The organism is Streptomyces sp. NPDC127129, assembly GCF_042671585.1.
Lineage (GTDB): Bacteria > Actinomycetota > Actinomycetes > Streptomycetales > Streptomycetaceae > Streptomyces.
Genome location: NZ_JBHXTV010000012.1, coordinates 81,305 through 106,020 on the forward strand (window position 1 = coordinate 81,305; position 24,716 = coordinate 106,020).

Consider the following 24,716-nt stretch of genomic DNA (forward strand, 5'->3'; position numbering starts at 1 on the left):
CCCCGGGGCTTCGTCGTACCTCCGGCCGCTCGCCCCCGGGCGGCCACCCCCAGGAGGGCGACATGCACCACGACCACCGCATGCTCGGACGCGAACTCGACCTGTTCGACACCGACCCGCTGATCGGGGCCGGCCTGCCGTACTGGCTGCCGGACGGAGCCGCCGTACGGCACGCACTGGAGGAGTACGTACGGGAGGTGGAGCGGCGCGCCGGATACCGGCATGTGTACTCGCCCGTCCTCGGGAAGCGGGAGCTGTACGAGATCTCCGGGCACTGGGCGCACTACAGCGACGACATGTTCCCGCCCATGGAACTCGGCGGCGAGCAGGTCGTCCTGCGCCCCAGTCTCTGCCCCCACCACGCGGTGGTCTACCGCTCCCGCCCGCACAGCCACCGCGACCTGCCTCTGCGCATGGCCGAGCTCGGTCCCATGTACCGCTCCGAACTCTCCGGCGTCCTCGGCGGGTTGACCCGGGTCCGGGCCATCCAGCTGAACGACGCGCACATCTTCTGCGCCCCGGACCAGGTCCGGGAGGAGGCCGCGGGCGCGCTGGAGCTGATCCGGAGGGCGTACGAGGCGATGGGCATCGTCCCCGCGCGCCACCGGCTCTCGCTGCCCGGGCCGGGCGGGAAGTACGTCGACGCCCCCGAGCTGTGGCGGCGCTCCGTCGCCCTGCTCCGGGAGGTGCTCGACGAATCGGGGCTGCCGTACGAGTCCGCCGAGGGCGAGGCCGCGTTCTACGGCCCGAAGATCGACGTGCAGGTCGCCGACCGGGCCGGCCGCGAGTCCACCCTGTCGACCGTGCAGATCGACTTCCACCAGCCGGAGCGGTTCGACCTGCGCTACGTCGGCGCGGACGGCGCCAGGCACCGCCCGGTCATGATCCACCGCAGTGTCGTCGGCAGTGTGGAGCGTGCCGTCGCGCACCTCCTCGAACAGCACGGCGGGGCGTTCCCCGGCTGGCTGGCCCCCGTCCAACTGGTCGTCCTGCCGGTCGCGGAGTCCGAACGCTCCGTCGCCGAGGCGCTGGCCGCGCGGTGCGTGGAGCGCGGGCTGCGGGCGGAGGTGGCGGGCCCCGACCAGGGCAGCCTCGGCGCCCGCGTCCGGGAGGCCCGCCTCGTCCCGTACCAGGCGGTCGTCGGCGCGAAGGAGGCCGCGGACGGTCTGGTGGCACTGCGGCTGCGCGACGGCCGCAGACTCGACCCGCTGCCGGCCGACGAGGCCCTGCGACGGATCGAGAACCTCATCGGCGCACACAGCACCGCGCTGTGGGACGACTAGGGTCAGCGGTCGATGCCCGTTTCTCCCGTCGCGACGCCGGCCGTCGTCGTGTCAGGCGATCCTGCCAGAGGATCACCGGGGTGCCGGAGTCAGTACGTCCTCCAGGTCCTGGAGGAGGCGGCGCTTCGGGCGGGCGCCGACGATGGACTTCACGGGTTCGCCGGCGCGGAACACCATCAGCGTCGGGGTGGCCAGGACGCCGAAGCGGAGCGTCGTCTCCGGGTTGCGGTCCACGTCGATCCGGACGATCTTCAGCCGGTCGTGCTCCTCCTCCGCGATCGCGCGGAGCACCGGCTCCAGTTGGCGGCACGGGCCGCACCAGTCGGCGGTGAACTTCACCAGGACCGGGAGGTCGGCCTCCAGTACCTCGTGGTCGAACACCGCGTCCGTCACGTCCGTCACGTCGGTCATGACTCATCCTCCGAGTTCGCAGGTGGGTTCGGGGCCGCCCGGCAGTTCCGCCTCGGCCCGCAGCAGTTGCGCGGCGACCTGTGCGCGTACCGCCTGGAGCTGCTCGACGAGGCCGTCCAGCTCCGCGAGCTTGCGGCGGTACACGTCGAGCGAGGCGGGGCACGCGTCCCCCGCCGGGTGGCCCGCCCGCAGGCACTCGACGAACGGCCGGGTCTCCTCCAGTTCGAACCCGAAGTCCTGCAGGGTCCTGATCTGCTGGAGGAGACGCAGGTCGTCCTCGTCGTACGTGCGGTAGCCGTTCTCCGTGCGCCGGGCTGCCAGAAGGCCACGGGACTCGTAGTAGCGCAGAGTCCGCGTGGTCGTTCCGGCCCGCTCGGCCAGCTCGCCGATTCGCATGTCCCCGAACGTACGCCTTGACGCCGACGTCAAGGCAAAGCCTCGTTCACGGGGCCGGGGGCAGGAGCGGTTTGCGTTCCACCGGGGACGACAGGACGATCGACGTGGTCGTCCGGCCGAGCGCCGAGGTCTGTTCCAGGACGTCTTCGAGGTGGAGGGTGTCGGTGACGGCGACCTTGAGGATCCAGCAGTCCTCGCCGACGACGTGGTGGACCTCCAGGACCTCCGGGCGGGCGGTCAGCTCCAGTGTTCTGGGGTGTCTGAGGGTGTAGCCGCCGTGCGGGTCGACGCGGATGAAGGCCCGGATGCCGTAACCGAGGCGGGCCGGGGAGACGTGGGCGCCGTAGCCGGTGATCGCCCCGCAGGCCTCCAGTCTGCGGACCCGTTCGGTGACGGCGGCGGGGCTCAGCCGGACGCGGCGGCCGAGCTCGCTGAGCTTGATCCGGCCGTCCTCCTGGAGGAGTTGCAGGATCTGCCGGTCGATGGGGTCGAAGGCCCCCGCCGAGGTTTCGTCGGCGGCAGGGCGCGGATGCCGTGGTTCCTTCGGTGCGGCGGCCTGGACTCCCATGTTTCCCCCTTCAGTCAACGGTCGCTCAACGTAACAATTGTCGCATGAACGTTTTGATCATCGGCGGAAACCGCTATGTCGGAAAGCGCCTGACGTCCCGTCTGCTGGAATCCGGGCATGCCGTCGCGATTCTCAACCGGGGTTCTTCGGGGGTTCCGAAGGGCGTGGACCATCTGATCGCCGACCGGAACGACGAGGCCGCTCTGGAAAGCGCGCTGGGCGACCGGGTATTCGATGTCGTCGTCGACCAGGTCTGTTACACGCCGCGCCAGGCGGCGATCGCACGGCGCGTTCTCGGGCCGCGCACACGGCGTTATGTGATGACGTCGACGGTCGAGGTGTACGAGTACGAGAACACCGCCGACCCGGTACGGGAGGAGGCGGTCGATCCGCGTACCGTCACGGTCGACCTCGATCTCCCCTGGGACGACCCGGAGTTCCTCGACGCGCACTACGGGGAGGGGAAGCGGCAGGCGGAGGCGGTCTTCGCGGCCGCGCCCGCCTTCCCGTACGCGGCGGTGCGGGTCGCCCATGTGCTCGGCGGTGAGGACGACTTCACCGGCCGGGTCGGCCATTACGCGGATCGTATCCGGGCCGGCGAACCTGTCTGCGTACCGGCGGAGAACCATCCGGCCACCTATGTGTACGTGGAGGAGATCGCGGAATTCCTGGCGTGGGCGGCCGGGGCCTCGTTCACCGGACCGGTCAACGCGCATTCCCACGGCCCGCTCACCACCGCCGACATCTGCGCGGAGATCGAGCGCCGGATCGGGGGCCGGACCGTTTTCCGGGAGGTCGAGGTCGGCGAGGTGTCGCCCTTCTCTTTCGCCCGCTCGTACGGAATGGACAACTCCAGGGCGACGGCTCTCGGATTCTCCTTCCGCCGTTCCACGGAGTGGCTGGGGCAGGCCCTCGCCGAGACGCTGGGGGTGCGCTGATGCGGTACCGCATGCTCGGGGACGTACGGGTCGGCGAGGTCGGCCTCGGAGCCATGCCGCTCTCCATCGAGGGGCACCCGGACGAGGACCGCGCCCTGGCCACGGTCCACGCGGCCCTGGACGCGGGCGTGACCCTGCTCGACACGGCGGACTCCTACCACCCGCCGGGCGGTGAGCCGGGCGCCGGCGAGCTGCTGATGGCGCGGGCGCTGGCCACGTACGGGGGTCGTGGCCGGACCGGGGACGTGCTCGTGGCGACGAAGGGCGGGCGCGGGCGGACCGCCGACGGCGGCTGGACGGTCGACGGGCGGCCGGAGCATCTGAGGCGGGCGGCCGAGGCGTCGGCTCGGCGGCTGGGCGTCGAGGCGATCGGGCTGTACCAGCTCCACAAGCCGGACCCGGCCGTTCCGTACGCCGAATCACTGGGCGCGATACGGGAGTTGCTGGACGCGGGCACGATCCGGCTGGCCGGGATCTCGAACGTGGACGTCGGCGGGATCCGGCTCGCCCGGGAGATCCTGGGCGAGCGGCTCGTCTCCGTGCAGAACCGGTACTCCCCGGCGGTCCGGTCCTCCGAGCCGGAGCTGCGGCTCTGCGCGGAGCTCGGTCTCGCGTTCATGCCCTGGAGCCCGCTGGGCGGCATCTCGCGCAGCTCGCTGGACGGGGCGTCGGCCCTGGAGGCGGACCCGGAGTTCGGGGCGTTCCACCGGGTTGCGCGGGAGCGCGGGGTGAGCCCGCAGCGGGTGGCGCTCGCCTGGCTGCTGGCCCGTTCGGAGACGGTGCTGCCGATCCCGGGGGCGAGCCGGCCGGGGACCGTGCGGGATTCGGCGGCGGCCTCCGAACTCGTGCTCAGTACACGGGAGTTGGTCGAGCTGGACGTTCGACGGTCGTTCGGAAGTCGAAGGCACCGAACCCATTGACGGGCCCGGTGTCTCCATCTACAAAAGCTTCCTGAGAGCGCTCTCACGCCCTCAACCCCCACCGGAGGTGTTCTCCTTGAGCCGCGTCCGACGCACCCCTCTTCTCGCCTCACTCCTCGCCGGCACCCTTGCCGCGGGCGCCCTGCTCGGCCTGGGCGGGGCCGGCACCGCCAGCGGCGCCGTACCCCCGGCGCCCGGCTGGTCGCTCCAGTGGAGCGACGACTTCGACGGCCCCGACCGCTCCCTGCCCAACGGGGCCGACTGGCAGATCGACACCGGCCACGGCTATCCGGGCGGCCCCGGGAACTGGGGCACCGGAGAGATCCAGAACTACACGTCGAGCCCCGACAACCTGCGCCTCGACGGCACCGGGAACCTCCGCATCACCCCGCTCGAGGACGGCGCGGGCAACTGGACCTCGGCCCGGATCGAGACCAGGCGGGCCGACTTCAAGGCTCCGGCCGGCGGGACCCTCCGCATCGAGGGCCGGATTCAGATGCCGAACGTCACGGGTGACGCCGCCAAGGGCTACTGGCCCGCGTTCTGGGCCCTCGGCGCGCCCTACCGGGGCAACTACTGGAACTGGCCCGCCATCGGCGAGTTCGACATCATGGAGAACGTCAACGGCATCAACTCGGTCTGGGGTGTGCTGCACTGCGGCGTGAACCCCGGCGGGCCGTGCGGTGAGACCACCGGCATCGGCGCCAGCCGCGTCTGCCCGGGCGCGAGCTGCCAGTCGGCCTTCCACACGTACCGCTTCGAGTGGGACCGTTCGGCCTCCCCCAACGAGCTGCGCTGGTACGTGGACGACCAGCTCTTCCACAGCGTGAACGAGACGCGGGTCGGGGCCCAGGCGTGGGCCGACATGACCAGCCACGCGGGCTACTTCCTGCTGCTCAACGTGGCGATGGGCGGCGCCTTCCCGGACGCCCTGGGCGGTCCGACGCCGACGGCCGCCACGGTGTCCGGGCGGCCCATGCTGGTCGACTACGTGGCCGTGTGGACGAAGGGCGGCGGCACGACGACCCCGCCGACGACCCCGCCGACCACTCCGCCGCCCTCGGGCTCCTCGCAGCTGTACCTGCGAACGGGTTCGGGCGCCGGAGACGCCCAGGCGGCCGCCTCGACCGTCTCCCTGGCCTCGGCGGGCGGCGGGAACCACGACGGCGCGCCGGCCGACCCGCAGGTCTTCACCTCCGGTCCGATCACGCGGACGTACAACGGCGGTGCGACCCAGTTCGACCTGTTCGTGGACGCGGGATCGGTGGTCGCCAACGGTCAGCAGGTGCGGGTCAGTTACGACCGTACGGGCGACGGGAGCTGGGAGCGGGTGGAGACGTACCAGTACTTCGCGACCGATCCGGTGCCGGGGTACGAGCACTACACCCAGGCGAGCGGCCTGAAGTCGGCGACCGGCAGCCACGGGAACCTGTCGAACGGACGGGTCCGGGTCGAGGTGTGGAACGCGATCGGGAACGGGGCGAGCACGGTCGGCGTCGGGAACCAGTCGGTGGTGCGGATCCCGTTCTCCTGAGCGGGATCCGCGCGCTTCGGTGACCGACGTGCATCGGCGACCGACACGCTTCGGTGACCGGCGCGGACCGGTGACCGGCGCGGACCGGTGACGCCGGCCGACCACACCGACCCGTGACCTACGGGAAAGGCGCCCCCGGCCGCATGAGCGGCCGGGGGCGTCCCGTACCCCGGAGCCCGGATCCGGCTCAAGGCCCGGGAGCCGGGGCGGTCTCCGGATCCATGTGGTGGATCCAATGTCCAGGATCCGGTGTCCGGAATCATGGATCCCGGACATTGGATCCCGGACATTGGATCCTGGATCCGATATCGCTCAGACGCCCGCGTGGGCCTTCTCGTCGCCCTTGCCGAGGCGCTGGTCCGGTACGTCCGACTCCTCGTCCGGCTCCGGCAGGGCCGCGTGGTCGTCGACGAGGGTCTTCTCGTCGAACGGAACCCGCCCCGCGAGCACCTCCGCCACCCGCTGCTCGTCGATCTCCTTGGTCCAGGTGCCGACGAGGACGGTCGCGACCGCGTTGCCGGCGAAGTTCGTCAGTGCGCGGGCCTCGCTCATGAAGCGGTCGATGCCGACGATCAGGCCGACGCCGTCGACGAGCTCGGGGCGGTGCGACTGCAGGCCGCCGGCGAGGGTCGCCAGGCCCGCGCCGGTGACACCGGCGGCGCCCTTCGAGGCGATGATCATGAAGACCAGCAGGCTGATCTGCTCGGCGACGGAGAGCGGGTTGCCCATCGCCTCGGCGACGAAGAGGGAGGCCATCGTCAGGTAGATCGCCGTGCCGTCCAGGTTGAAGGAGTAGCCGGTCGGGACGGTGATGCCGACGACGGGCTTGCTGACGCCCAGGTGCTCCATCTTCGCGATGAGGCGCGGCAGCGCGGACTCGGAGGACGAGGTGGAGAGGATCAGCAGGAACTCGCGGCCCAGGTACTTCAGGAGCGTGAGGATGTTGACGCCCGCCACGATCCGGAGCAGCGCGCCGAGCACCACGAAGACGAAGAGGGCGCAGGTGACGTAGAAGCCGATCATGATGACCGCGAGCGACTTCAGCGCGTCGATGCCGGTCGCGCCGACGACCGCCGCCATGGCGCCGAACGCGCCGATCGGGGCGACCCACATGATCATGGCGAGGATGCGGAAGACCAGTCGCTGGATGTGCCCGATCCCGCGCAGCACGGGCTCACCGGCACGCCCCATGGCCTGGAGGGCGAAGCCCGCGAGGAGGGCGACGAGCAGGGTCTGCAGGACCTCGCCCTCGGTGAAGGCGGAGACCAGCGTCTTGGGGATGATCCCGAGCAGGAAGTCCGCCGTGGACTCGCTCGCCCCGTCGGCCTGCTGTGCGCCCGCCTCGGCGACCTCCTTGGTCAGGTGGAGGCTGGAGCCCGGCTCCAGGATGTTGCCGACGACCAGGCCGATGGCGAGGGCGACGGTCGACATCACGAGGAAGTACCCGAGCGCGAGCCCGCCGACGGCCCCGACCTTCGCGGCCTTGCGGACCGAGCCGACACCGAGAACGATCGTGCAGAAGATGATCGGCGAGATCATCATCTTGATGAGGTTCACGAAGCCGGTGCCCAGCGGCTTGAGCTCGACGGCGAAGTCCGGTGCCACGAAGCCGACCGTGACTCCGAGGATCACGGCTCCGATGACGGCGAGATACAGATAATGGGTGCGGTCCCGCTGTGCGGCCACGGGGTCCTCCTCGTGCTGATGGATGTCCACGTCCCGGTGGATCCCAGCGAATATCCATCAGCCTGTGACCCGGGTCACGCTTACGTTCGTTTCGTTCACGGGCGAACTGTCACACTGTCCGGCATGCGCATACCCGTCCCCCGTCCACGGAGCCTCGCCGGCCAGCTCTTCGCGATGCAGGTCGTGCTGGTGGCGGCGATCGTGGCGGGGTGCGTGGTCTTCGCGTACCTCACCGACCGGGACCAGGCCGAGGAGACCGCGCGCCGCCAGGTCACCGCGCTCGCGACGGCCGTCGCCGAGTCCCCCTCCGTGGTGGAGGCGGCGGGCTCCCCCGACCCGAGCGCCCGGCTCCAGCCGTACGCGGAGTCGCTGCGGAAGCACTCCGGGGTCGCCTTCGTCGTGATCATGGCACCCGACGGCACGCGGTGGACGCACCCCGAGCCGGGCCAGATAGGCCGCACGTACCTCGGCCACATCGAGCCGGCCCTGCGGGGGACGACCTTCTCCGAGACGCATCTGGGCACGCTCGGCCGGTCGGTCCGCGCGGTCGCGCCGGTGCTCGACGACGGCCGGGTCGTCGGCCTGGTCAGCTCGGGCATCACGATCGAGAAGATCAGCGAGCAGGTACGGGAGCAGGTCGTCGCGCTCCTGGGCATGGCGGGTGCTGCGCTCTCGCTCGGCGGCGCCGGTACGTACGTCATCAACGCCCGGCTGCGGCGCCACACGCACGGGATGAACGCGACCGAGCTGAGCCGGATGCACGACTACCACGAGGCCGCGCTGCATGCGGTGAGCGAGGGCCTGGTGATGCTGGACGGGCAGCGGCGGATCGCGCTGATCAACGACGGGGCGCGCGAGCTGCTCGGTCTGGACGCGGAGGTCGTGGGCCGGTCGGCGGCGGATCTGGGCCTGCCGGTCTCGCTCACCAGCGCGCTGCTCGCCTCCGAGCCGCGGGTGGACGAGCTGCATCTGACGGCGGAGCGCGTGCTCGTGGTCAACACCCGCCCGGTGGTGGGCGGGGAGCGCCGCGGGACGGTGGTGACACTCCGGGACCGCACCGAACTCCAGGCGCTGTCGGGCGAGCTGACGTCGGAGCGAGGGTTCACGCAGGCGCTGCGCTCGCAGGCCCACGAGGCGGCGAACCGGCTGCACACGGTCGTCTCGCTGATCGAACTCGGCCGGGTGGACGAGGCGGTGGGCTTCGCCACGGCGGAGCTGGAGCTGGCCCAGGCGCTCACCGACCGGGTCGTCGACGCGGTCGGCGAGCCGGTCCTCGCGGCGCTGCTCCTGGGCAAGGCGGCGCAGGCCAACGAGCGGGGTGTGGAGCTGGTCCTGACCGAGGACAGCCGGATAGACGACGGGCTCCTGCCGCCGGAGATCCCGTCGCGGGACCTGGTGACGATCCTCGGCAACCTGATCGACAACGCGGTGGACGCGACGAGCGGCACCCCGCACGCGCACGTGACGGTCACCGCCCGCACCTGCGACGGCGAACTCCTCCTCCGGGTCTGCGACACCGGGCCGGGGATCGCCGAGGCCGACCGCGAGACGGCCTTCGACCGCGGCTGGTCCACCCATGGCCCCGGCCGGGGTCTCGGCCTGGCCCTGGTCCGCCAGGCGGCCACCCGCGCCTCGGGCACGGTGGTCCTGACCGACCCCCCGGAGGGCGGCGCGGAGTTCACCGTACGACTGCCGCTGGTGCGGGAGCGGGAGCGGGCCGGTGGCGGGACGCCGGGGCCGAGGCACCACGACGGGGGCGGGACGAGCAGGGAGGTTCCCGTATGAGCCAGGACATCCGCGTACTGGTGGTCGAGGACGATCCCGTCGCCGCCGACGCGCACGCGCTCTACGCGGGGCGGGTACGGGGGTTCACGGTCGTCGGGGTCGCGCACTCACGGGCCGCCGCCGTGCGCGTCCTCGACCGGGCGCCCGTCGACCTCATCCTGCTCGACCTCTACCTCCCCGACGGCCACGGCCTGCAGCTGCTCCGCTCGCTGCGGGCGGGCGGACACTCCGCGGACGTGATCGCGGTGACCTCGGCCCGCGATCTGGCGATCGTGCGCGAGGGGGTGTCGCTGGGTGTCGTCCAGTACGTCCTGAAGCCGTTCACCTTCGCGACGCTGCGGGACCGGCTCACCCGCTACGCGGAGTTCCGCGCCACCGCCGGTGAGGCGTCCGGCCAGGACGAGGTGGACCGCGCCCTGGCCACGCTGCGCGCGCCGCAGCCGGCCTCGCTCCCCAAGGGCCTGAGCGCCCCCACCCTGGAGGCCGTCACCCGCACCCTCCGCGACGCCGCGGACGGCCTGACCGCGACGGAGGCCGCAGCTGCGGTCGGGATCTCCCGGATCACCGCCCGCCGCTATCTGGAACACCTGGTCACGGACGGGCGCGCCGCCCGGGCTCCGCAGTACGGTCAGATCGGCCGGCCGGAGCTCCAGTACCGGTGGATCACGACGATCGTCCGCTGACCGGACGGCGCTCGTCGGTCACCGAACCCGTAGGTGATCACTACGGATGGTTACCGCCGAGTTCCCACGTTTCTACGACTTCTGGCCTTGGGTGAACGCACCGTAGCCCACGGTCACGTTCCGCACCTACGGTGTGGGGCGTGCACCACACCCCTCCCTCCCCTCCCTTCAACGCGCTCGCCGCACGTCAACTGCGCGAAGGCCTCGGCATGGCTCCGGGCCATGTCGCCTACGGTCTCCGCGCGCAGTACGGCCTCGCCACCACCCCCGACATCGTCGTCGCCTGGGAACGCGGGCGCCTCGCCCCCACCGCACAGGAGCTCACCGCACTCGCGGGCGTCCTCTGGTGTGCCCCCGGGGAGCTGATAGCCGCCGCCACCACCCTCCGCGAACACCGGATCGCCCGCGGCATCGGCCTCGACGACCTGGCCCGGCGCGTGGGTCTCGACGCGGCCGCCTACACGCGCATGGAGGAGTCGGGCCGCTGGCGCGGCAACGAACGCCAGACCGGCGCCCTCGCCGAGGCCCTCGGCCTCGGACCGAAGGAACTGCTCCAGGCCACCGGCCGGGACGAGGAGCTGGCAGGGCTGCTGCGGGACGCGGCCACGACGCGCTGGCAGGCGTACGTCCGTCCCGTGGCGAAGCTGCTGCCGCTGCCGAAGCGGATCCTGGAGCCCGCCCTCCAGCGGCTGTACACGGACTACCACGCCAGGATGGCGGCCACCAGCAGCTGGGGCGCCTCGGGCGGCAGCGGGGAGTCCGGCCGCGAGTACCTGGACGGGATCGTCCAGCACTTCTGGGACGCGGTCGGCCCGTAGGACGCCCGCGGGGAACGGGGTTCCCGTCGGTAGGGTCGGGACCATGGACATGATCAATTCATCCGCGGTCCGCCTCGACGACACGGATGTCGCGGTGGCCGCGGCGGGCGCCGGCTCGGACGTCGTACGGACCCTGTACGGCCGTCGGCTCGCCCGCATCGACAAGGGCGACGGGGACTTCGCCACCGCCGCCGACGTGGCCGCGGAGAAGGCGATCCTCGACGTCCTCCGGACCGCCCGGCCCGACGACGCGGTGCTGGGCGAGGAGAGCGGGCGGCAGGGTGCGGCCGACGCCGCGCGCCGGTGGCTGGTGGATCCGCTCTGCGGAACCCTGAACTACGCCGCCGGCACCATGGTCGTGGCCGTCAACGTGGCGCTGCGCGACGGGGCCGCGGCGGTGGCCGACCCGTTCAGCGGCGAGGTCTTCTTCACGGACGGCCGGGCCGCCTGGGTGCGGCGCGGGGGCGACGGAGGCGGAGACGGCGAGGGCGACGGCGAGGGGTCCGTCACGCCGCTCGCGCCGACGCCCGCCACCAGTCTCGTGGACGTCAACCTCGATCCGCCGTTCCCGAGCGCACCGGGGTTCCGGGCGGTGGACCTGCTGGCCCACCCCGGATTCGTCGAGCGGTTCCGGCCGCGGGTCGTGTCGTCGACGCTGGCGCTGGCCTGGGTCGCGGCCGGCAAGCGGGCCGCGTACGTCACCGACGGCGGTGACCTGTCGGGGAGCGTGCACTTCGCCGCGGGCATCGCCTTGTGCCGGGCGGCCGGCTGCGTCGTCACCGGGATCGACGGGGGCCCGGTCGGGGCCGGCGGCCGCGGGCTCGTGGCAGCGGCCGACGCCGGGACCCACGAGCAGCTGATGTCGATGATCCGGGGCTGACCGGCGCTGGGCCGGGGCTGGTCCGGACCCCCCTGGGCCACCGGCCCCCTGGGTACCGGTCCGGCCGCGGGGCGTCAGCGGCGGTCGAAGCTGAAGAGCTGGCCCCGGGCGTCCGTACGGCACGGGGCCTGGGCCAGCTTCGCCCAGGCTGCGGCCCGGTCGCCGACGACGGTGACGCAGGAGTTCACTGTCGCCGGGCCCCTCGGGACGATGCGGTAGCCGGTCACCGGGGTACCGAAGGGCTCGAGGCGGAACGTTTCCACGCGGGACGGATCCCCGCACTCGGAGTCCTCGAACGCGGCGTCGGGGATCCGGCCCCCGGAGGGGATGCCGGAGCAGCCGGGGCCGTAGTCGGGGTGGTCGGAGACGATCCGCCACTCCCCGGAGCCGAGGTCCTTGAGGGAGTACCGGGGGACGTCGGCGCCCTCGCACTCCCGCTGATGGATCTGGCCGCTGCGGCCGCCGCGCCGCTCGTTCAGGCAGAGGTCCGAGCCGATCACCCGTATGCGTACGTCCCCGGCGGCCGGCGCGGTGAGGGCCGTGGCCTCGGTCTCCGGGCGGCCGCCGTCCTCGTCCCGCACGAGGGCGGCGACCAGGCTGACGGTGGCGAGGACGAGGCCGGTGACGGCGACGACGGTGACGAGCGTCCGCGGTATCCGGGGGCCGGGACCGGCGTCGGGGCCGGCCCCGCGGCCGGGACCGGGCGACGGAGGCTCGGGACCGGGGCCGGGACCGGGGGCTCCCGCCGCCGCCACCGCCCACGCGGTCTCGGGTTCCCCGGTCGCCGGTTCCCCGGTCTGCGGTTCCTCCGCCTCCGGCCCCTCGCTCTCCGGTTCCCCGGCCGTCGGCCCCTCGGGGCCGCCCACACCGCCCCCGTACACCCCTCGTACCGCCAGCTCCTTGCGGACCGACTGCCAGTCCTCCAGCGCGCCGGGGGCCACTCCGCACGCGCGGACGAAGGACGTCAGGAGTTCTTCGCGGGGGACGGTCGAGCGGGCGAGCATGTTGGCCACGGTCGAGCGGGGCAGGACGTCGCCGAGCGCCTCGGCCCGGGCCGACAGCTCGCGGTAGGTCAGTCCGGACCAGTCCTTGAGTGCCTGGAGCTGCGCGAGGAACGAGGCGGCGTCGGTGGCCCCGCGCGGGTCGGGGGCGCCGCCCGCGCCGGCGTGTCCCTCGGTCATACGTGCTCGCCGCCCCTCCCCCGGACAGGGTTGGGACATGTCCGGGACAGCCCCAAGCCTTGTTGATCCGGCTGTTCAACTCAAGAGTGGAAATCGGCAATTCCGGCCCCGGGCCGGAACCGCCACGGGGGAGACACGGGGGAACCACGGGGGAGACACGGGGGAACGGAAGGGCCCCGATCGTCCACGGGGGACGATCGGGGCCCTTCCGGCTTCGGGACGGATCGGGACCGAGGTCCCGGCCGGGTGGGTCAGAAGACCGACTCGGCCTCGGACATCCGGCTCGACGGGACGGTCTTCAGCTGCGTGACGGCCTCGGCCAGCGGGACCATGTGGACGTCGGTGCCGCGCAGCGCCGTCATCCTGCCGAAGTCGCCCCGGTGCGCGGCCTCCACGGCGTGCCAGCCGAAGCGGGTCGCGAGCACCCGGTCGTACGCCGTCGGCGTGCCGCCGCGCTGGACGTGACCGAGGATGACCGGCCGGGCCTCCTTGCCGAGCCGCCGCTCCAGCTCGATGGCGAGCCGGGTGCCGATGCCCTGGAAGCGCTCGTGACCGTACTGGTCGATCTCGCCCTTCTTGTACTCCATGGAGCCCTCGGCCGGGTGCGCGCCCTCGGCGACGCAGATGACGGCGAACTTCTTGCCGCGCGCGAAGCGCTCCTCGACCATCTTGACGAGGTCGTCGACCTGGAAGGGACGCTCGGGCAGGCAGATGCCGTGGGCGCCGCCGGCCATGCCGGACTCCAGCGCGATCCAGCCGGCGTGCCGGCCCATCACCTCGACGACCATCACGCGCTGGTGGGACTCGGCGGTGGTCTTGAGACGGTCTATGGCCTCCGTCGCCACGCCCACGGCGGTGTCGAAGCCGAAGGTGCGGTCGGTGGAGGAGATGTCGTTGTCGATCGTCTTGGGGACGCCGACGACGGGCATGCCGGCGTCCGCGAGCATCCGGGCGGCCGTGAGCGTGCCCTCGCCGCCGATCGGGATGAGCACGTCGATGCCGTACTCGTTCGCCAACTCCGGTGCGGACGCGGCCGCTTCGGCCAGGCGGTTGCGCTCCAGGCGGGCGGAGCCGAGGATGGTTCCGCCGCGGGCGAGGATGCCGCTGACCGCGTTGAGGTCGAGGGGGCGGAAGTGCCCGTCGAGGAGACCCTTGAACCCGTCCTCGAAGCCGATGACTTCGTCGCCGTGGCCGGTGAGCGCCCGGTGTACGACCGACCGGATCACTGCGTTCAGGCCAGGGCAGTCGCCGCCTGCGGTGAGAACTCCGATGCGCATCGTGCCGTGTCTCCTGCTCGGTAGTGGTACGTGTGAGCTCCGTCGATTCTCCCACGTCCGGCTCGGCCCTCGCGCTCCCGGCGGCTCCGCGGGCCCGTCTCCGAGGGCCTTTCGTCCCCTTTTAGGGGCCCTTCGCCCGGCGGGCGTCCTATCCACCCCCGGAGGTATTGTCAAGAGGGCTATGCCACCCTATCGGGGTTTTTTGAACACACTCGGTTGACGCGATCGGGTGGACGGAAACGGGACAGGAGACCACGGCGTGACGCGCAGTGTGTACGTGACCGGGATCGACCGCGGGGACGGCCGGCAGGTCGTCGAGCTGGGAGTCATGGAGCTCCTGACCCGCCAGGTGGACCGGGTGGGGGTGTTCCGGCCCCTGGTGCACGACGGCCCCGACCGGCTCTTCGACCTGCTGCGCGCCCGGTACCGGCTCTCCCAGGACGCGGCGAGCGTCTACGGCATGGACTACCACGAGGCGTCCGCGCTCCAGGCCGAGCAGGGTACCGACGAACTGGTCTCCCGGCTCGTCGACCGCTTCCACGCGGTGGCCCGGGAGTACGAGGTCGTCCTCGTCCTCGGTACGGACTTCGCCGCCACCCAGCTCCCCGACGAGCTGGCGCTCAACGCGCGCCTCGCCAACGAGTTCGGCGCCTCGGTGATACCCGTGGTGGGCGGCAAGGGCCAGCCCGCCGAGTCCGTACGGGCCGAGGCGCGCAACGCCTTCCGGGCGTACGACGGGCTGGGCTGCGACGTGCTCGCGATGGCCGTCAACCGGGTGGCCGCCGACGACCGGGCCGCCATCGCCGAACGGCTCGCGGCCCGGCTGCCGGTGCCCTGTTACGTCCTGCCCGACGAGCCCGCGCTCGCGGCCCCCACGGTCGCCCAGATCACCCACCATCTGGGCGCCTCGGTCGTGCTCGGCGACGACGCGGGCCTGGCGCGCGATGCCCTGGACTTCGTCTTCGGCGGCGCGATGCTGCCGAACCTCCTGAACGCGCTGACCCCCGGCTGCCTGGTGGTCACCCCCGGGGACCGCGCCGACATCGTCGTCGGGGCGCTCGCGGCGCACTCGGCCGGCACCCCGCCCATCGCCGGTGTCCTGCTCACCCTCAACGAGCGCCCCAGTGACGAGATCCTGACCCTGGCCGCCCGGCTCGCGCCCGGCACCCCGGTCATCTCCGTCCCCGGCAACAGCTTCCCCACGGCCGCCGAACTCTTCTCCCTCGAAGGTAAGTTGAACGCGGCCACGCCCCGCAAGGCGGAGACCGCACTCGGTCTCTTCGAGCGGCACGTGGACACGGCCGATCTGCTGAAGCGGATCTCGGTGGCCCGCAGCGGGCGGGTCACGCCGATGATGTTCGAGCACGAACTCCTGGAGCAGGCCCGCGCCGACCGCCGCCGTGTGGTCCTGCCGGAGGGCACCGAGGAGCGCGTACTGCGCGCGGCCGACGTGCTGCTGCGCCGGGACGTCTGCGACCTGACGCTCCTCGGCGACGTCGAGGTCATCCGCAAGAAGGCCGCCGACCTGGGCATCGACCTGTCGTCGCCGTCGACCCAGTTGATCGACCCTCAGACCTCGGAGCTGCGTGACGCGTTCGCCACGAAGTACGCCGAGCTGCGCGCCCACAAGGGCGTGACGGTGGAACTGGCGTACGACGTCGTCTCGGACGTCAACTACTTCGGGACGCTGATGGTCGAGGAGGGTCTCGCCGACGGCATGGTCTCCGGCTCGGTGCACTCCACGGCGGCCACCATCCGTCCGGCGTTCGAGATCATCAAGACCAAGCCCGAGGCGTCGATCGTCTCGTCCGTCTTCTTCATGTGCCTGGCCGACAAGGTGCTGGTGTACGGGGACTGCGCGGTGAACCCGGACCCGAACGCGGTGCAGCTCGCGGACATCGCCGTGCAGTCGGCGGCCACCGCGGCCCGTTTCGGCGTCGAGCCGCGGATCGCGATGCTGTCGTACTCCACCGGCACCTCGGGCTCCGGAGCGGACGTCGACAAGGTCCGCGAGGCGACGAAGCTGGTGCGCGAGTCCCACCCGGAGCTGCGGATCGAGGGGCCCATCCAGTACGACGCGGCCGTCGAGCCGTCCGTGGCGGCGACCAAGCTGCCGGGGTCGGAGGTGGCCGGTCAGGCGACCGTGCTGATCTTCCCGGACCTCAACACCGGCAACAACACGTACAAGGCCGTGCAGCGTTCGGCCGGTGCCGTGGCCGTCGGCCCGGTCCTGCAGGGCCTGCGCAAGCCGGTGAACGACCTCTCGCGCGGCGCGCTCGTCAGCGACATCGTCAACACGGTCGCCATCACGGCGATCCAGTCCCAGGTCCCCCAGGCCCCCGAGGGCCAGTCCCAGGAGCTCCCCGCATGACCGGCACCGGCACCGCGACCCGCGTTCTCGTCCTCAACTCCGGCTCCTCGTCGGTGAAGTACCAGCTGCTCGACATGCGTGACCGGAGCCGGCTCGCGGTCGGCCTGGTGGAGCGGATCGGCGAGGAGACCTCGCGCCTGGTCCACACCCCGCTGCAGGGCGGCGGAGGCGCCCCGCGGGAGCGGACCGGCGCCATCGCCGACCACGCGGCCGCCCTGAAGGCGGTGGCGGAGGAGCTGTCGGCGGACGGCCTCGGCCTCGACTCCCCCGAACTGGCGGCCATCGGCCACCGGGTGGTGCACGGCGGACTGCGGTTCACGGCGCCGACCGTGATCGACGAGGAGGTGCTCGCCGAGATCGAGCGGCTCGTCCCGGTCGCGCCGCTGCACAACCCGGCGAACCTGACCGGGATCCGTACGGCGATGGCGCTCCGCCCCGACCTGCCGCAGGTCGCGGTCTTCGACACCGCCTTCCACACGACGATGCCGGAGCCGGCGGCCCGGTACGCGATCGACGTGGAGACGGCGGACGCACACCGCATCCGGCGGTACGGCTTCCACGGCACCTCGCACGCCTATGTGTCGCGTGAGACGGCGAGGCTGCTGGGCAAGGAGCCGGAGGAGGTGAACGTGATCGTGCTGCACCTGGGCAACGGGGCCTCCGCCTCGGCCGTGAGGGGCGGGCGGTGCGTGGACACCTCGATGGGGCTCACCCCCCTGGAGGGCCTGGTCATGGGCACGCGCTCGGGTGACGTCGACCCGGCGGTGACCTTCCACCTCAAGCGGGTGGCGGGGATGACGGACGACGACGTGGACACGCTGCTCAACAAGAAGTCGGGGCTGGTCGGGCTCTGCGGCGACAACGACATGCGGGAGATCCGCCGCCGGATCGACGAGGGCGACGAGCGGGCGGCGCTCGCCTTCGACATCTACATCCACCGGCTGAAGAAGTACATCGGGGCGTACTACGCGGTACTCGGGCGGGTGGACGCGGTCGCGTTCACGGCGGGTGTCGGGGAGAACGCGGCTCCGGTGCGGGAAGCTGCGATCGTGGGACTGGAGGAGCTGGGCCTGGCGGTGGACGCCGATCTCAACGCCGTACGGTCCGGCGAGGCCCGGATCATCTCGCCGGCGTACGCGCGGGTGGCGGTCGCCGTGGTGCCGACGGACGAGGAGCTGGAGATCGCGCGCCAGAGCTACGACCTGGTGGCCCCGGCCGCTCCGGAAGTGAACGCCTGAGCGACCCCGCGCCCATTTGTACTTTCCACCAGACGGAATATTCCGCAGTGAAACAAACCGATAGGATCCGCCTCATGCGCCGTTCCAAAATCGTCTGCACGCTGGGCCCCGCCGTCGACTCGTACGAGCAGCTGAAAGCGCTCATCGAGGCCGGTATGAACGTGGCCCGATTCAACATGAGCCACGGGACCCAGGCAGAGCACCAGGAGCGGTACGACCGTCTCCGCAGGGCGGTGGCGGACACCGGCCGCGCCGTCGGTGTGCTCGCCGACCTCCAGGGCCCCAAGATCCGTCTGGAGACCTTCGCGGAGGGTCCCGTCGAGCTGGTGCGCGGTGACGAGTTCACCATCACCACGGAAGACGTCGCGGGTGACAAGTCCATCTGCGGCACCACGTACAAGGGCCTGCCGGGCGACGTCTCCAAGGGCGACCAGGTCCTGATCAACGACGGCAACGTCGAACTGCGGGTCGTCGAGGTCGAGGGTCCGCGGGTCAAGACCGTGGTCATCGAGGGCGGTGTCATCTCGGACCACAAGGGCATCAACCTGCCGGGTGCCGCGGTCAACGTCCCGGCCCTGTCCGAGAAGGACGTCGAGGACCTCCGCTTCGCGCTCCGTATGGGCTGCGACATGGTCGCCCTCTCCTTCGTCCGCGACGCCAACGACGTCAAGGACGTCCACAAGGTGATGGACGAGGAGGGCCGCCGGGTCCCGGTCATCGCCAAGGTGGAGAAGCCGCAGGCGGTGGAGAACATGGCCGCCGTCGTCGCGGCCTTCGACGCCGTCATGGTGGCCCGCGGCGACCTCGCCGTGGAGTATCCGCTGGAGAAGGTCCCGATGGTGCAGAAGCGCCTCGTGGAGATGTGCCGCCGCAACGCCAAGCCGGTCATCGTCGCCACCCAGATGATGGAGTCGATGATCACCAACTCCCGCCCCACGCGCGCCGAGGCCTCCGACGTGGCCAACGCGATCCTGGACGGCGCGGACGCGGTCATGCTCTCGGCGGAGTCCTCCGTCGGCGCCTACCCGATCGAGACCGTGAAGACGATGTCGAAGATCGTCGCCGCGGCCGAGGAGGAGCTGCTCTCCAAGGGCCTCCAGCCCCTCGTGCCCGGCAAGAAGCCGCGTACGCAGGGCGGCTCGGTCGCCCGCGCGGCCTGCGAGATCGCGGACTTCCTGGACGGCAAGGCGCTGATCGCCTTCACCCAGTCCGGCGACACCGCCCGCCGCCTCTCGCGCTACCGCACGATCCAGCCGATCCTGGCCTTCACCACCGACGAGGCCACCCGCAACCAGCTCACGCTGAGCTGGGGCGTGGAGTCCTTCCTCGTGCCGTTCGTGGAGACCACGGACGCGATGGTCGACATCGTCGACGCGGAGCTGCTGAAGCTCCAGCGCTACAACGAGGGCGACACCATGGTCATCACGGCCGGCTCGCCCCCCGGCGTCCCCGGCACCACGAACATGGTCCGGGTGCACCACCTGGGCGGCGACGGTCGCGACTGACGCGCCGCGCCGGCCTCCGGGCATGACGAGGGCCCCCGTCCGATCCGGACGGGGGCCCTCGTCATGTCTGCCGGACTGCGGTCAGCCGGCCTCGACCGTGTTGCGCAGGCCGGGGACCGTGAGCGTGCCGCCGAACTGGCCGGCCTGGCGCACCTCGACGTCCGTGAAGATCGCGAACGGTACGTCGAGCGGCGGCGGGGTCTCCGGGCTGAAGGTGACCGGGATGATGCCGAAGAGGTTGCCCTTCAGCCTCTCCGTGTACATGGTCACGGTGCCGTTGGTCATGGTCGACGTCGAGCCCTTGTCGGAGCGGACGTGTCCCGTGTAGCCCTCGGAGTGCACGGTGCGCTGGTGCAGGTCCTTGATGTCCACGCCGTCCTTCGCGGTGAACTTCAGAACCTTCTTGATCTTTCCGCTGCCCGTCTTCACCTCGACGATGCCGTGGTACTTGAGGCCCTTGAGCGTGAGCCTCGTGCTGTTGAGGATCCACGGCTCGTCCGGGAGCAGCGGGATGCCCGGCTCCAGCTCCGCGGCCGCGAGCGCCTCGGGGTCGGCCTCGGGGCACGGGAAGCGCGGCTTGGCGCCCTCGGGTATGTCCTCGTCCTTCTTGACGTCGAGGCCCTTGGCGTCCTCCGGCAGCTCCTCGACCTTCGCGCCGGCCTTCTCGGCGGCGTCCTTGATCGCGTCCTTGGCCGGGTCGACCGGGTCGTCGGCGGTGGCCTTGCCCGGCTTGGGCGCCGTGGTCGCCGGCTTGTCGTCGGGCTCGGCCGTCGGCGTCGCGGCAGGGTCCTCGGCCGACGGCTTCGTCGCGGAAGCGGTCGGCGTCGGCGTGGCCGTCGGGGTGCTGTCCGGCCCGTCGAAGAGGTCCTTGATCTTGTCGCCGAGGCCCAGCGGGTCGAGCGGGTTGACGCTCTTCGTCGGGGTCGGCGTCGGCGCCGGGGCCCGCTGCTCCTCGGCGTCCGGCTTCGTCGTGGCCGTCGCCGAGGGGGTGGCGGTCGGCTTGGGCGCCTCCGGCTCCTCCGTCGTGCCGGGCTTCGGCGATCCGGTCGGGTCCGGGCTCTCGCTCGCGTCGGACGTCGGCGTGGGCTTCGGCGTCTCGGCGGGCTTCGTCGACTCCTCGGCCACCGGCTCGTCCGAGCGGGTCACGCACGGACCGGGCGCGAAGGGGATGTCCTTCTCGTCGGCGAGGGCGAGCTTGGGCGCCATGCCCATGCCCATCAGGACCGCGGTCGGCATGGCGGCCAGGGCCATCGCCTTGCCCGCCGGTCCCTGGATCTTGTTCAGCAGCGACTTGCGCGGTGCCGCGTGCCGCGGACCCCTGCGAGCCAGAGTGGCGTCGTCCGCAGCCGTCGCCGACTGCGCCGACTGTGTTTCGTCACCCCGCACTGTTCCTCCCGCCGTTGGCGTCGATCGTCGATTCGGTCGCCTGCGCACCGGGACCCGCCTGCGGGTCCGGCTCCTCACCGGCGCGCTGCTCCGGAACCGTGGCCTTCCCGAAGTCGACCGGCTGGGTCTCCTCCGGCGCCTCGGATCCCTGCGGCTGACCGTCGTACTCGTGCTCGCCCGCCTCGGCGCCCGTCGGCTCGCCGGCCGGCTTCGCCGTCTCCTGCACCGGAGCCGGGGCCCATGCGACGGAGAGTCCGCCACCGATCAGGGCCAGCAGGAAGCCCATGAAGAAGCCACCGAGGTTGGAGACCGGGATGGAGACGAGCGCCAGCACGATCGCCGCGACGCCCGCGAAGACGCGTACGACGGGCTGGAACCACATCGTCAGTCCGAGCGTCACCAGAAGCACGCCGATGATCAGCGCTCCGGCGCCGCCCGTCGTCGCCATGGCGATCGTCATGTTGCCGAGTCGCAGGTCGGCATACGGGAAGTAGGCGATCGGTACGCCGCCGATCATGGTGAACAGACCGGCCCAGAAGGGTCGGCTGCCCCGCCAGTGGTGGAAACGGCGCTCGCGCTGGTTCGGGACTCCGCGGGAAGCAGTGGACTCGGCGCTCATGGAAAACAGCTCCCTGGAAGCGGTGTTGCTGAGAAAAGTGAAGAAGATGGCGCTATGGCCGGGAACGGGCGGGGCCGTTACGGAACGAACGACGGCCCTCGCCCGCCGGGCGGTTGTGCCAGATGCCGCACCGAGTGACTACTCGGTGAAGCACTCCTTGGTGCCCTTGTGCAGCTTCAGGCTCAGGTTGCTGAGCTTGAACGTTCCGGCCGTGGTCGCCCACGCCTTCTGCTCCACGTTGGTGAGCTTCGCCGTCTCGGCGCGCTGCGAGAAGCCGTAGGGGTTGGCCTTCGTACCGGGCTGGATGCCCGGCTTGCCCTCGGACTTCGGGAGCGAGCCCGCGGCCACACCGATGTCGATGTTGCCGAACTCGGCGTCCGCCTTCAGCGACGAGACATCGAGGTAGATGTCCTTCGCGTAGACCGGCTTGTTCTTCTCCGTACCGGCGCGCAGCTCGAGCGACACGTTGCCGATGAACGGCACGTTCGGCGTCACCACGGATTGGCACATGTTGGTGATCCAGGCCTCGGAGAAGCCCGAGACACCGACCGGCTCCGCGAAGGGCTTGCCTTCGAGGTCCTTGCCGGACGCCACGCTGCCGTACTGGACGAAGTCATTGCCGACAAGGCTGTCGGCCTTCACCTTGAACTCCTGGCCGGAGATGCTGAAGGACGCGGCGAGCGCGCCCTGAGCCAGGCCGACACCGATCGCGGCCGTCGCGGCCACACTCGGCACCATGACGACGGCGAACCGCTTCCATCTGGTCCCGCCACGAACCTGGGACTTCATGAGAATCCTCCTTCTCGGACGTACATCTCCGGATGGGCCCAGGGCCCGTCCTGGGATGGGAGAAGTGCTACGTCCTCGGGAAGGAGCGCCGTACACCGGGCGCGAGGAGCGTCCGACATCACCGGCGATCACCCCCGAGCGACAACCACTGGCCACGCCTTGCGCGCAACCTCTTGGACAGGCCCTGCCGGTGAGAGCAGGAACCCCCCTGTCCACGGCCGGCGCCACTGTCGCCGACCCGCTCGGTGGGGACCCTCGCCGCCGTGCCCGGTTGGGTGCCGGGGTGCGGTACAGGACCGAGCGTCGCCGATCGTGGTCCATTCCGGGCCGGGGCACAAGGGGGTTCGTTACTGACTAGTAACGGCTGGATAACCGCGCCACGACGGGGCGATGTCGCCCGGCCACACAGGGTGCAGTCAAGGGAGGCGACATAGGAGGAGGATGTCGGTGAAACCCGGACAGAAATCGAGGTTCGATTTACTGCAAGTAACAGCGGCCGCGATTACCAAGTTTTGGTAAAGCGCGGCCGCGTTTTGTCACTGTGTCGCCAAATCGGCGCTGTCCCGGACGGGATGGATCAGGTCAGAACAGCACGCGTGCGAGGGCCTGACGGGCCGTCGTGACCCGCGGATCGTCCGGACCGATGACCTCGAAGAGCTCCAGGAGCCGCAGCCGCGCCGCGTCCCGGTCCTCACCGGCCGTGCGCCGCACGGCGTCCACAAGACGGCCGAAAGCGTCCTCGACATGACCGCCCACCAGATCGAGGTCGGCGGCGGCGATCTGCGCGGTGACGTCGGCCGGATCGTCCGCCGCGTTCTTGCGCACCTGCTGCGGGTCCATGTCCTGCACCCGGGTGAGCAGTTCCGCCTGGGCGAGACCCAGCGTGGCCTCCGGGTGGGCGGGGTCGTCGGCGAGCACGTTCTTGTACGCCTGGACGGCACCGGCCAGATCACCGGCGTCCAGCGCCGACATGGCCGCTTCGAGCAGCGCGTCGTACGGACCGGCCGGCACGGGGGCCGCGGCGGACGCGCCGTCGGCCGCGGCGTCCGGGTCCACGGCGATACCGGTGAGACCGAAGCGCTCCTCGCCGACCTGGATCAGCTGGTCCAGGGTCTCGCGGATCTGGGCCTCGGGGGCCGCACCCTGGAAGAGCGGCAGCGCCTGGCCGGCGACCACCGCGAAAACGGCCGGAATCCCCTGGATGCCGAACTGCTGCATCAGCATCTGGTTGGCGTCGACGTCGATCTTCGCCAGGAGGAAGCGGCCGTTGTACTCGACGGCGAGCCGCTCCAGGAGGGGGCCGAGCTGCTTGCAGGGCTCGCACCACTCGGCCCAGAAGTCGATGACGACCGGAACCTCGGCGGAGCGCTGGAGGACATCGCGCTCGAAGCCGGCCTCGTCGACATCGATCACCAGGGCGGAGGGGGCGACGGCCGTGGGCCCGCCCTGCCGGGCGGCCTGCGCGCGCGCCTGCTCCGCCTTGGCCTTGGCCTCTCCGGCCGCCTTCACCGCGGCGAGGTCGACGACGCCGCTCATGGACATGTTTCTGGGCTGCATGAGTACATCCTCCCCCTTCCGCGCGCGTAACCGGTAAGTCATGGCTGAACCGCACACCAAGGTGCGCGGTTCCCTTCGGTCGCGCCGGGTCCCCACCCGGCGCAATGTGGTTGTCGCTCAGGCCGGTGGAGGCCTTTCGCTACGGGTCGTAGCGTAACTGTCCCGGTCGTCTCGCGGGAAGGACTCCCCGGTGAACTGGCTCACATCACGCACCTCTGGCGCAATACCTACCGGCGGGTATGGTCGACCTCCATGTGTAGCCGCACCAGTTCCCGCAGTTCCCGCAGCCGTACCGGACGCCCGCGCAGTGTCGAGGCCGATGCCGCGATCCTCGAGGCGACCCGGGCCGCGCTGGTCGAACTGGGCTGGTCCAAGCTGACCATGGGCGATGTGGCCGGCCGCGCGGGGGTCGCCAAGACGACCCTCTACCGGCGCTGGGCGAGCAAGAACGAACTGGTCGTGGACGCCGTCGCCGTCCTCTTCGACGAACTCGAACTCCCCGACCTCGGTTCCCTCCAGGCCGACATCGAGCATGTGGTCCTCCAGTTCGCCGCGCTGCTCCAGCGGCCGGAGACCAAGACGGCGCTGATGGCCGTGGTGGCGGAGTCCACCCGGGACGAACCGCTGCGCGAGCGCATCCGCACCTCCATCGTGGACCGGCAGAAGCGGCTCGTCCTCGAAGGCCGCCAGCGCGCCCAGGAGCGCGGCGAACTCCCCTCCGACCGGGACCCGACGTCGGTCGGCAGCACCGACGACCTGATCTTCGACGTGATCGCCGGCGCGGTGGTCCACCGCGCCCTGGTGAGCGCCGAGCCGGTCGACGCCGCGTGGGTCCAGCGCTTCACGGCCCTGCTCATCGGAGGCCTGGGCGCGGCGGCGGCGACACCTTAG

The 24,716-nt window shown here is 71.4% G+C and carries 22 protein-coding genes; 12 read left to right on the top strand and 10 right to left on the bottom strand.

Going from position 1 to position 24,716, the window contains the following annotated elements; genetic code table 11:
* Positions 1-62: 62 nt before the first annotated feature.
* Positions 63-1,283 (top strand): threonine--tRNA ligase, encoded by a 1,221-nt coding sequence (gene thrS, locus ACFVGW_RS23215; RefSeq protein WP_385853323.1) that lies wholly within the window; start codon positions 63-65, stop codon positions 1,281-1,283.
* A gap of 72 nt (positions 1,284-1,355) precedes the next feature.
* On the opposite strand, the gene ACFVGW_RS23220 is transcribed toward thrS, so the two are convergent.
* Genes ACFVGW_RS23220 through ACFVGW_RS23230 form a run of 3 tightly spaced genes read right to left on the bottom strand, consistent with a single transcriptional unit; the run spans position 1,356 to position 2,658 of the window.
* Entirely contained in the window at positions 1,356-1,694 is a 339-nt protein-coding gene (locus tag ACFVGW_RS23220) for a thioredoxin family protein (protein ID WP_385853324.1), read from the bottom strand.
* Positions 1,695-1,697: 3 nt separating this feature from the next.
* Positions 1,698-2,090, bottom strand: a complete 393-nt coding sequence (locus tag ACFVGW_RS23225; protein ID WP_215066265.1) for a MerR family transcriptional regulator — start codon at positions 2,088-2,090, stop codon at positions 1,698-1,700.
* A 46-nt stretch (positions 2,091-2,136) separates the two neighbouring features.
* Complete coding sequence (locus ACFVGW_RS23230; protein WP_383569742.1) at positions 2,137-2,658, bottom strand: Lrp/AsnC family transcriptional regulator; 522 nt, start codon at positions 2,656-2,658, stop codon at positions 2,137-2,139.
* 44 nt (positions 2,659-2,702) lie between these two features.
* Here ACFVGW_RS23230 and ACFVGW_RS23235 point away from each other — a divergent pair, with 44 nt between their 5' ends.
* The 3 genes from ACFVGW_RS23235 to ACFVGW_RS23245 all read left to right on the top strand — a co-directional run bounded on the left by ACFVGW_RS23235 (position 2,703) and on the right by ACFVGW_RS23245 (position 6,050).
* The gene (locus ACFVGW_RS23235) at positions 2,703-3,596 is read left to right on the top strand and encodes an NAD-dependent epimerase/dehydratase family protein (protein WP_385853325.1); all 894 of its coding nucleotides are present in this window, start codon (positions 2,703-2,705) and stop codon (positions 3,594-3,596) included.
* Positions 3,596-4,516 (top strand): aldo/keto reductase, encoded by a 921-nt coding sequence (locus ACFVGW_RS23240; protein WP_385853326.1) that lies wholly within the window; start codon positions 3,596-3,598, stop codon positions 4,514-4,516. Before ACFVGW_RS23235 ends, ACFVGW_RS23240 begins: the two co-directional genes overlap by 1 nt.
* A 76-nt stretch (positions 4,517-4,592) precedes the next feature.
* On the top strand, positions 4,593-6,050 hold the full coding sequence (locus tag ACFVGW_RS23245; protein ID WP_385853327.1) for a glycoside hydrolase family 16 protein: 1,458 nt from the start codon (positions 4,593-4,595) through the stop codon (positions 6,048-6,050).
* Positions 6,051-6,362: 312 nt separating this feature from the next.
* Here ACFVGW_RS23245 and ACFVGW_RS23250 read toward each other — a convergent pair whose 3' ends face one another.
* The gene (locus tag ACFVGW_RS23250; protein ID WP_385853427.1) at positions 6,363-7,760 is read right to left on the bottom strand and encodes a cation:dicarboxylate symporter family transporter; all 1,398 of its coding nucleotides are present in this window, start codon (positions 7,758-7,760) and stop codon (positions 6,363-6,365) included.
* Between the two features lie 99 nt (positions 7,761-7,859).
* Between ACFVGW_RS23250 and ACFVGW_RS23255 the strand changes: the two genes are divergently transcribed.
* From ACFVGW_RS23255 to ACFVGW_RS23270, 4 genes are all read left to right on the top strand, one after another.
* Positions 7,860-9,521: an ATP-binding protein gene (locus tag ACFVGW_RS23255; RefSeq protein ID WP_385853328.1), complete on the top strand. Its 1,662-nt coding sequence runs from the start codon at positions 7,860-7,862 to the stop codon at positions 9,519-9,521.
* Positions 9,518-10,204, top strand: coding sequence for a response regulator (locus tag ACFVGW_RS23260; RefSeq protein WP_383222049.1), 687 nt, complete (start codon positions 9,518-9,520; stop codon positions 10,202-10,204). The genes ACFVGW_RS23255 and ACFVGW_RS23260 overlap by 4 nt, the downstream gene beginning before the upstream one ends.
* Positions 10,205-10,413: 209 nt before the next feature.
* Positions 10,414-11,022 (top strand): helix-turn-helix transcriptional regulator, encoded by a 609-nt coding sequence (locus tag ACFVGW_RS23265; protein WP_352189609.1) that lies wholly within the window; start codon positions 10,414-10,416, stop codon positions 11,020-11,022.
* A gap of 49 nt (positions 11,023-11,071) precedes the next feature.
* A complete protein-coding gene (locus ACFVGW_RS23270; RefSeq protein ID WP_385853428.1) occupies positions 11,072-11,902 on the top strand; it encodes an inositol monophosphatase family protein in 831 nt (276 codons plus the stop codon).
* Positions 11,903-11,976: 74 nt separating this feature from the next.
* Here the strand turns inward: ACFVGW_RS23270 and ACFVGW_RS23275 are convergent, their stop codons facing one another.
* On the bottom strand, positions 11,977-13,083 hold the full coding sequence (locus ACFVGW_RS23275) for a helix-turn-helix domain-containing protein (protein ID WP_385853329.1): 1,107 nt from the start codon (positions 13,081-13,083) through the stop codon (positions 11,977-11,979).
* Positions 13,084-13,334: 251 nt separating this feature from the next.
* A complete protein-coding gene (locus ACFVGW_RS23280; protein WP_383222047.1) occupies positions 13,335-14,360 on the bottom strand; it encodes an ATP-dependent 6-phosphofructokinase in 1,026 nt (341 codons plus the stop codon).
* Positions 14,361-14,619: 259 nt separating this feature from the next.
* On the opposite strand from ACFVGW_RS23280, the gene pta reads away from it, so the two are divergent.
* From pta to pyk, 3 genes are all read left to right on the top strand, one after another.
* Entirely contained in the window at positions 14,620-16,731 is a 2,112-nt protein-coding gene (pta, locus tag ACFVGW_RS23285) for a phosphate acetyltransferase (RefSeq protein ID WP_385853330.1), read from the top strand.
* On the top strand, positions 16,728-17,969 hold the full coding sequence (locus ACFVGW_RS23290) for an acetate kinase (RefSeq protein WP_383222043.1): 1,242 nt from the start codon (positions 16,728-16,730) through the stop codon (positions 17,967-17,969). Before pta ends, ACFVGW_RS23290 begins: the two co-directional genes overlap by 4 nt.
* Before the next feature lie 74 nt (positions 17,970-18,043).
* The gene (gene pyk, locus ACFVGW_RS23295) at positions 18,044-19,474 is read left to right on the top strand and encodes a pyruvate kinase (RefSeq protein ID WP_383222042.1); all 1,431 of its coding nucleotides are present in this window, start codon (positions 18,044-18,046) and stop codon (positions 19,472-19,474) included.
* A gap of 81 nt (positions 19,475-19,555) precedes the next feature.
* Here the strand turns inward: pyk and ACFVGW_RS23300 are convergent, their stop codons facing one another.
* From ACFVGW_RS23300 to ACFVGW_RS23315, 4 genes are all read right to left on the bottom strand, one after another.
* A complete protein-coding gene (locus tag ACFVGW_RS23300) occupies positions 19,556-20,860 on the bottom strand; it encodes a hypothetical protein (RefSeq protein WP_385853331.1) in 1,305 nt (434 codons plus the stop codon).
* Entirely contained in the window at positions 20,850-21,479 is a 630-nt protein-coding gene (locus ACFVGW_RS23305) for a DUF6114 domain-containing protein (RefSeq protein WP_352191712.1), read from the bottom strand. Before ACFVGW_RS23305 ends, ACFVGW_RS23300 begins: the two co-directional genes overlap by 11 nt.
* Before the next feature lie 138 nt (positions 21,480-21,617).
* The gene (locus ACFVGW_RS23310; RefSeq protein WP_352191711.1) at positions 21,618-22,268 is read right to left on the bottom strand and encodes a DUF6230 family protein; all 651 of its coding nucleotides are present in this window, start codon (positions 22,266-22,268) and stop codon (positions 21,618-21,620) included.
* A gap of 582 nt (positions 22,269-22,850) precedes the next feature.
* Positions 22,851-23,825, bottom strand: a complete 975-nt coding sequence (locus ACFVGW_RS23315; protein WP_385853332.1) for a tetratricopeptide repeat protein — start codon at positions 23,823-23,825, stop codon at positions 22,851-22,853.
* 252 nt (positions 23,826-24,077) lie between these two features.
* Between ACFVGW_RS23315 and ACFVGW_RS23320 the strand changes: the two genes are divergently transcribed.
* Complete coding sequence (locus tag ACFVGW_RS23320; RefSeq protein ID WP_385853333.1) at positions 24,078-24,716, top strand: TetR/AcrR family transcriptional regulator; 639 nt, start codon at positions 24,078-24,080, stop codon at positions 24,714-24,716.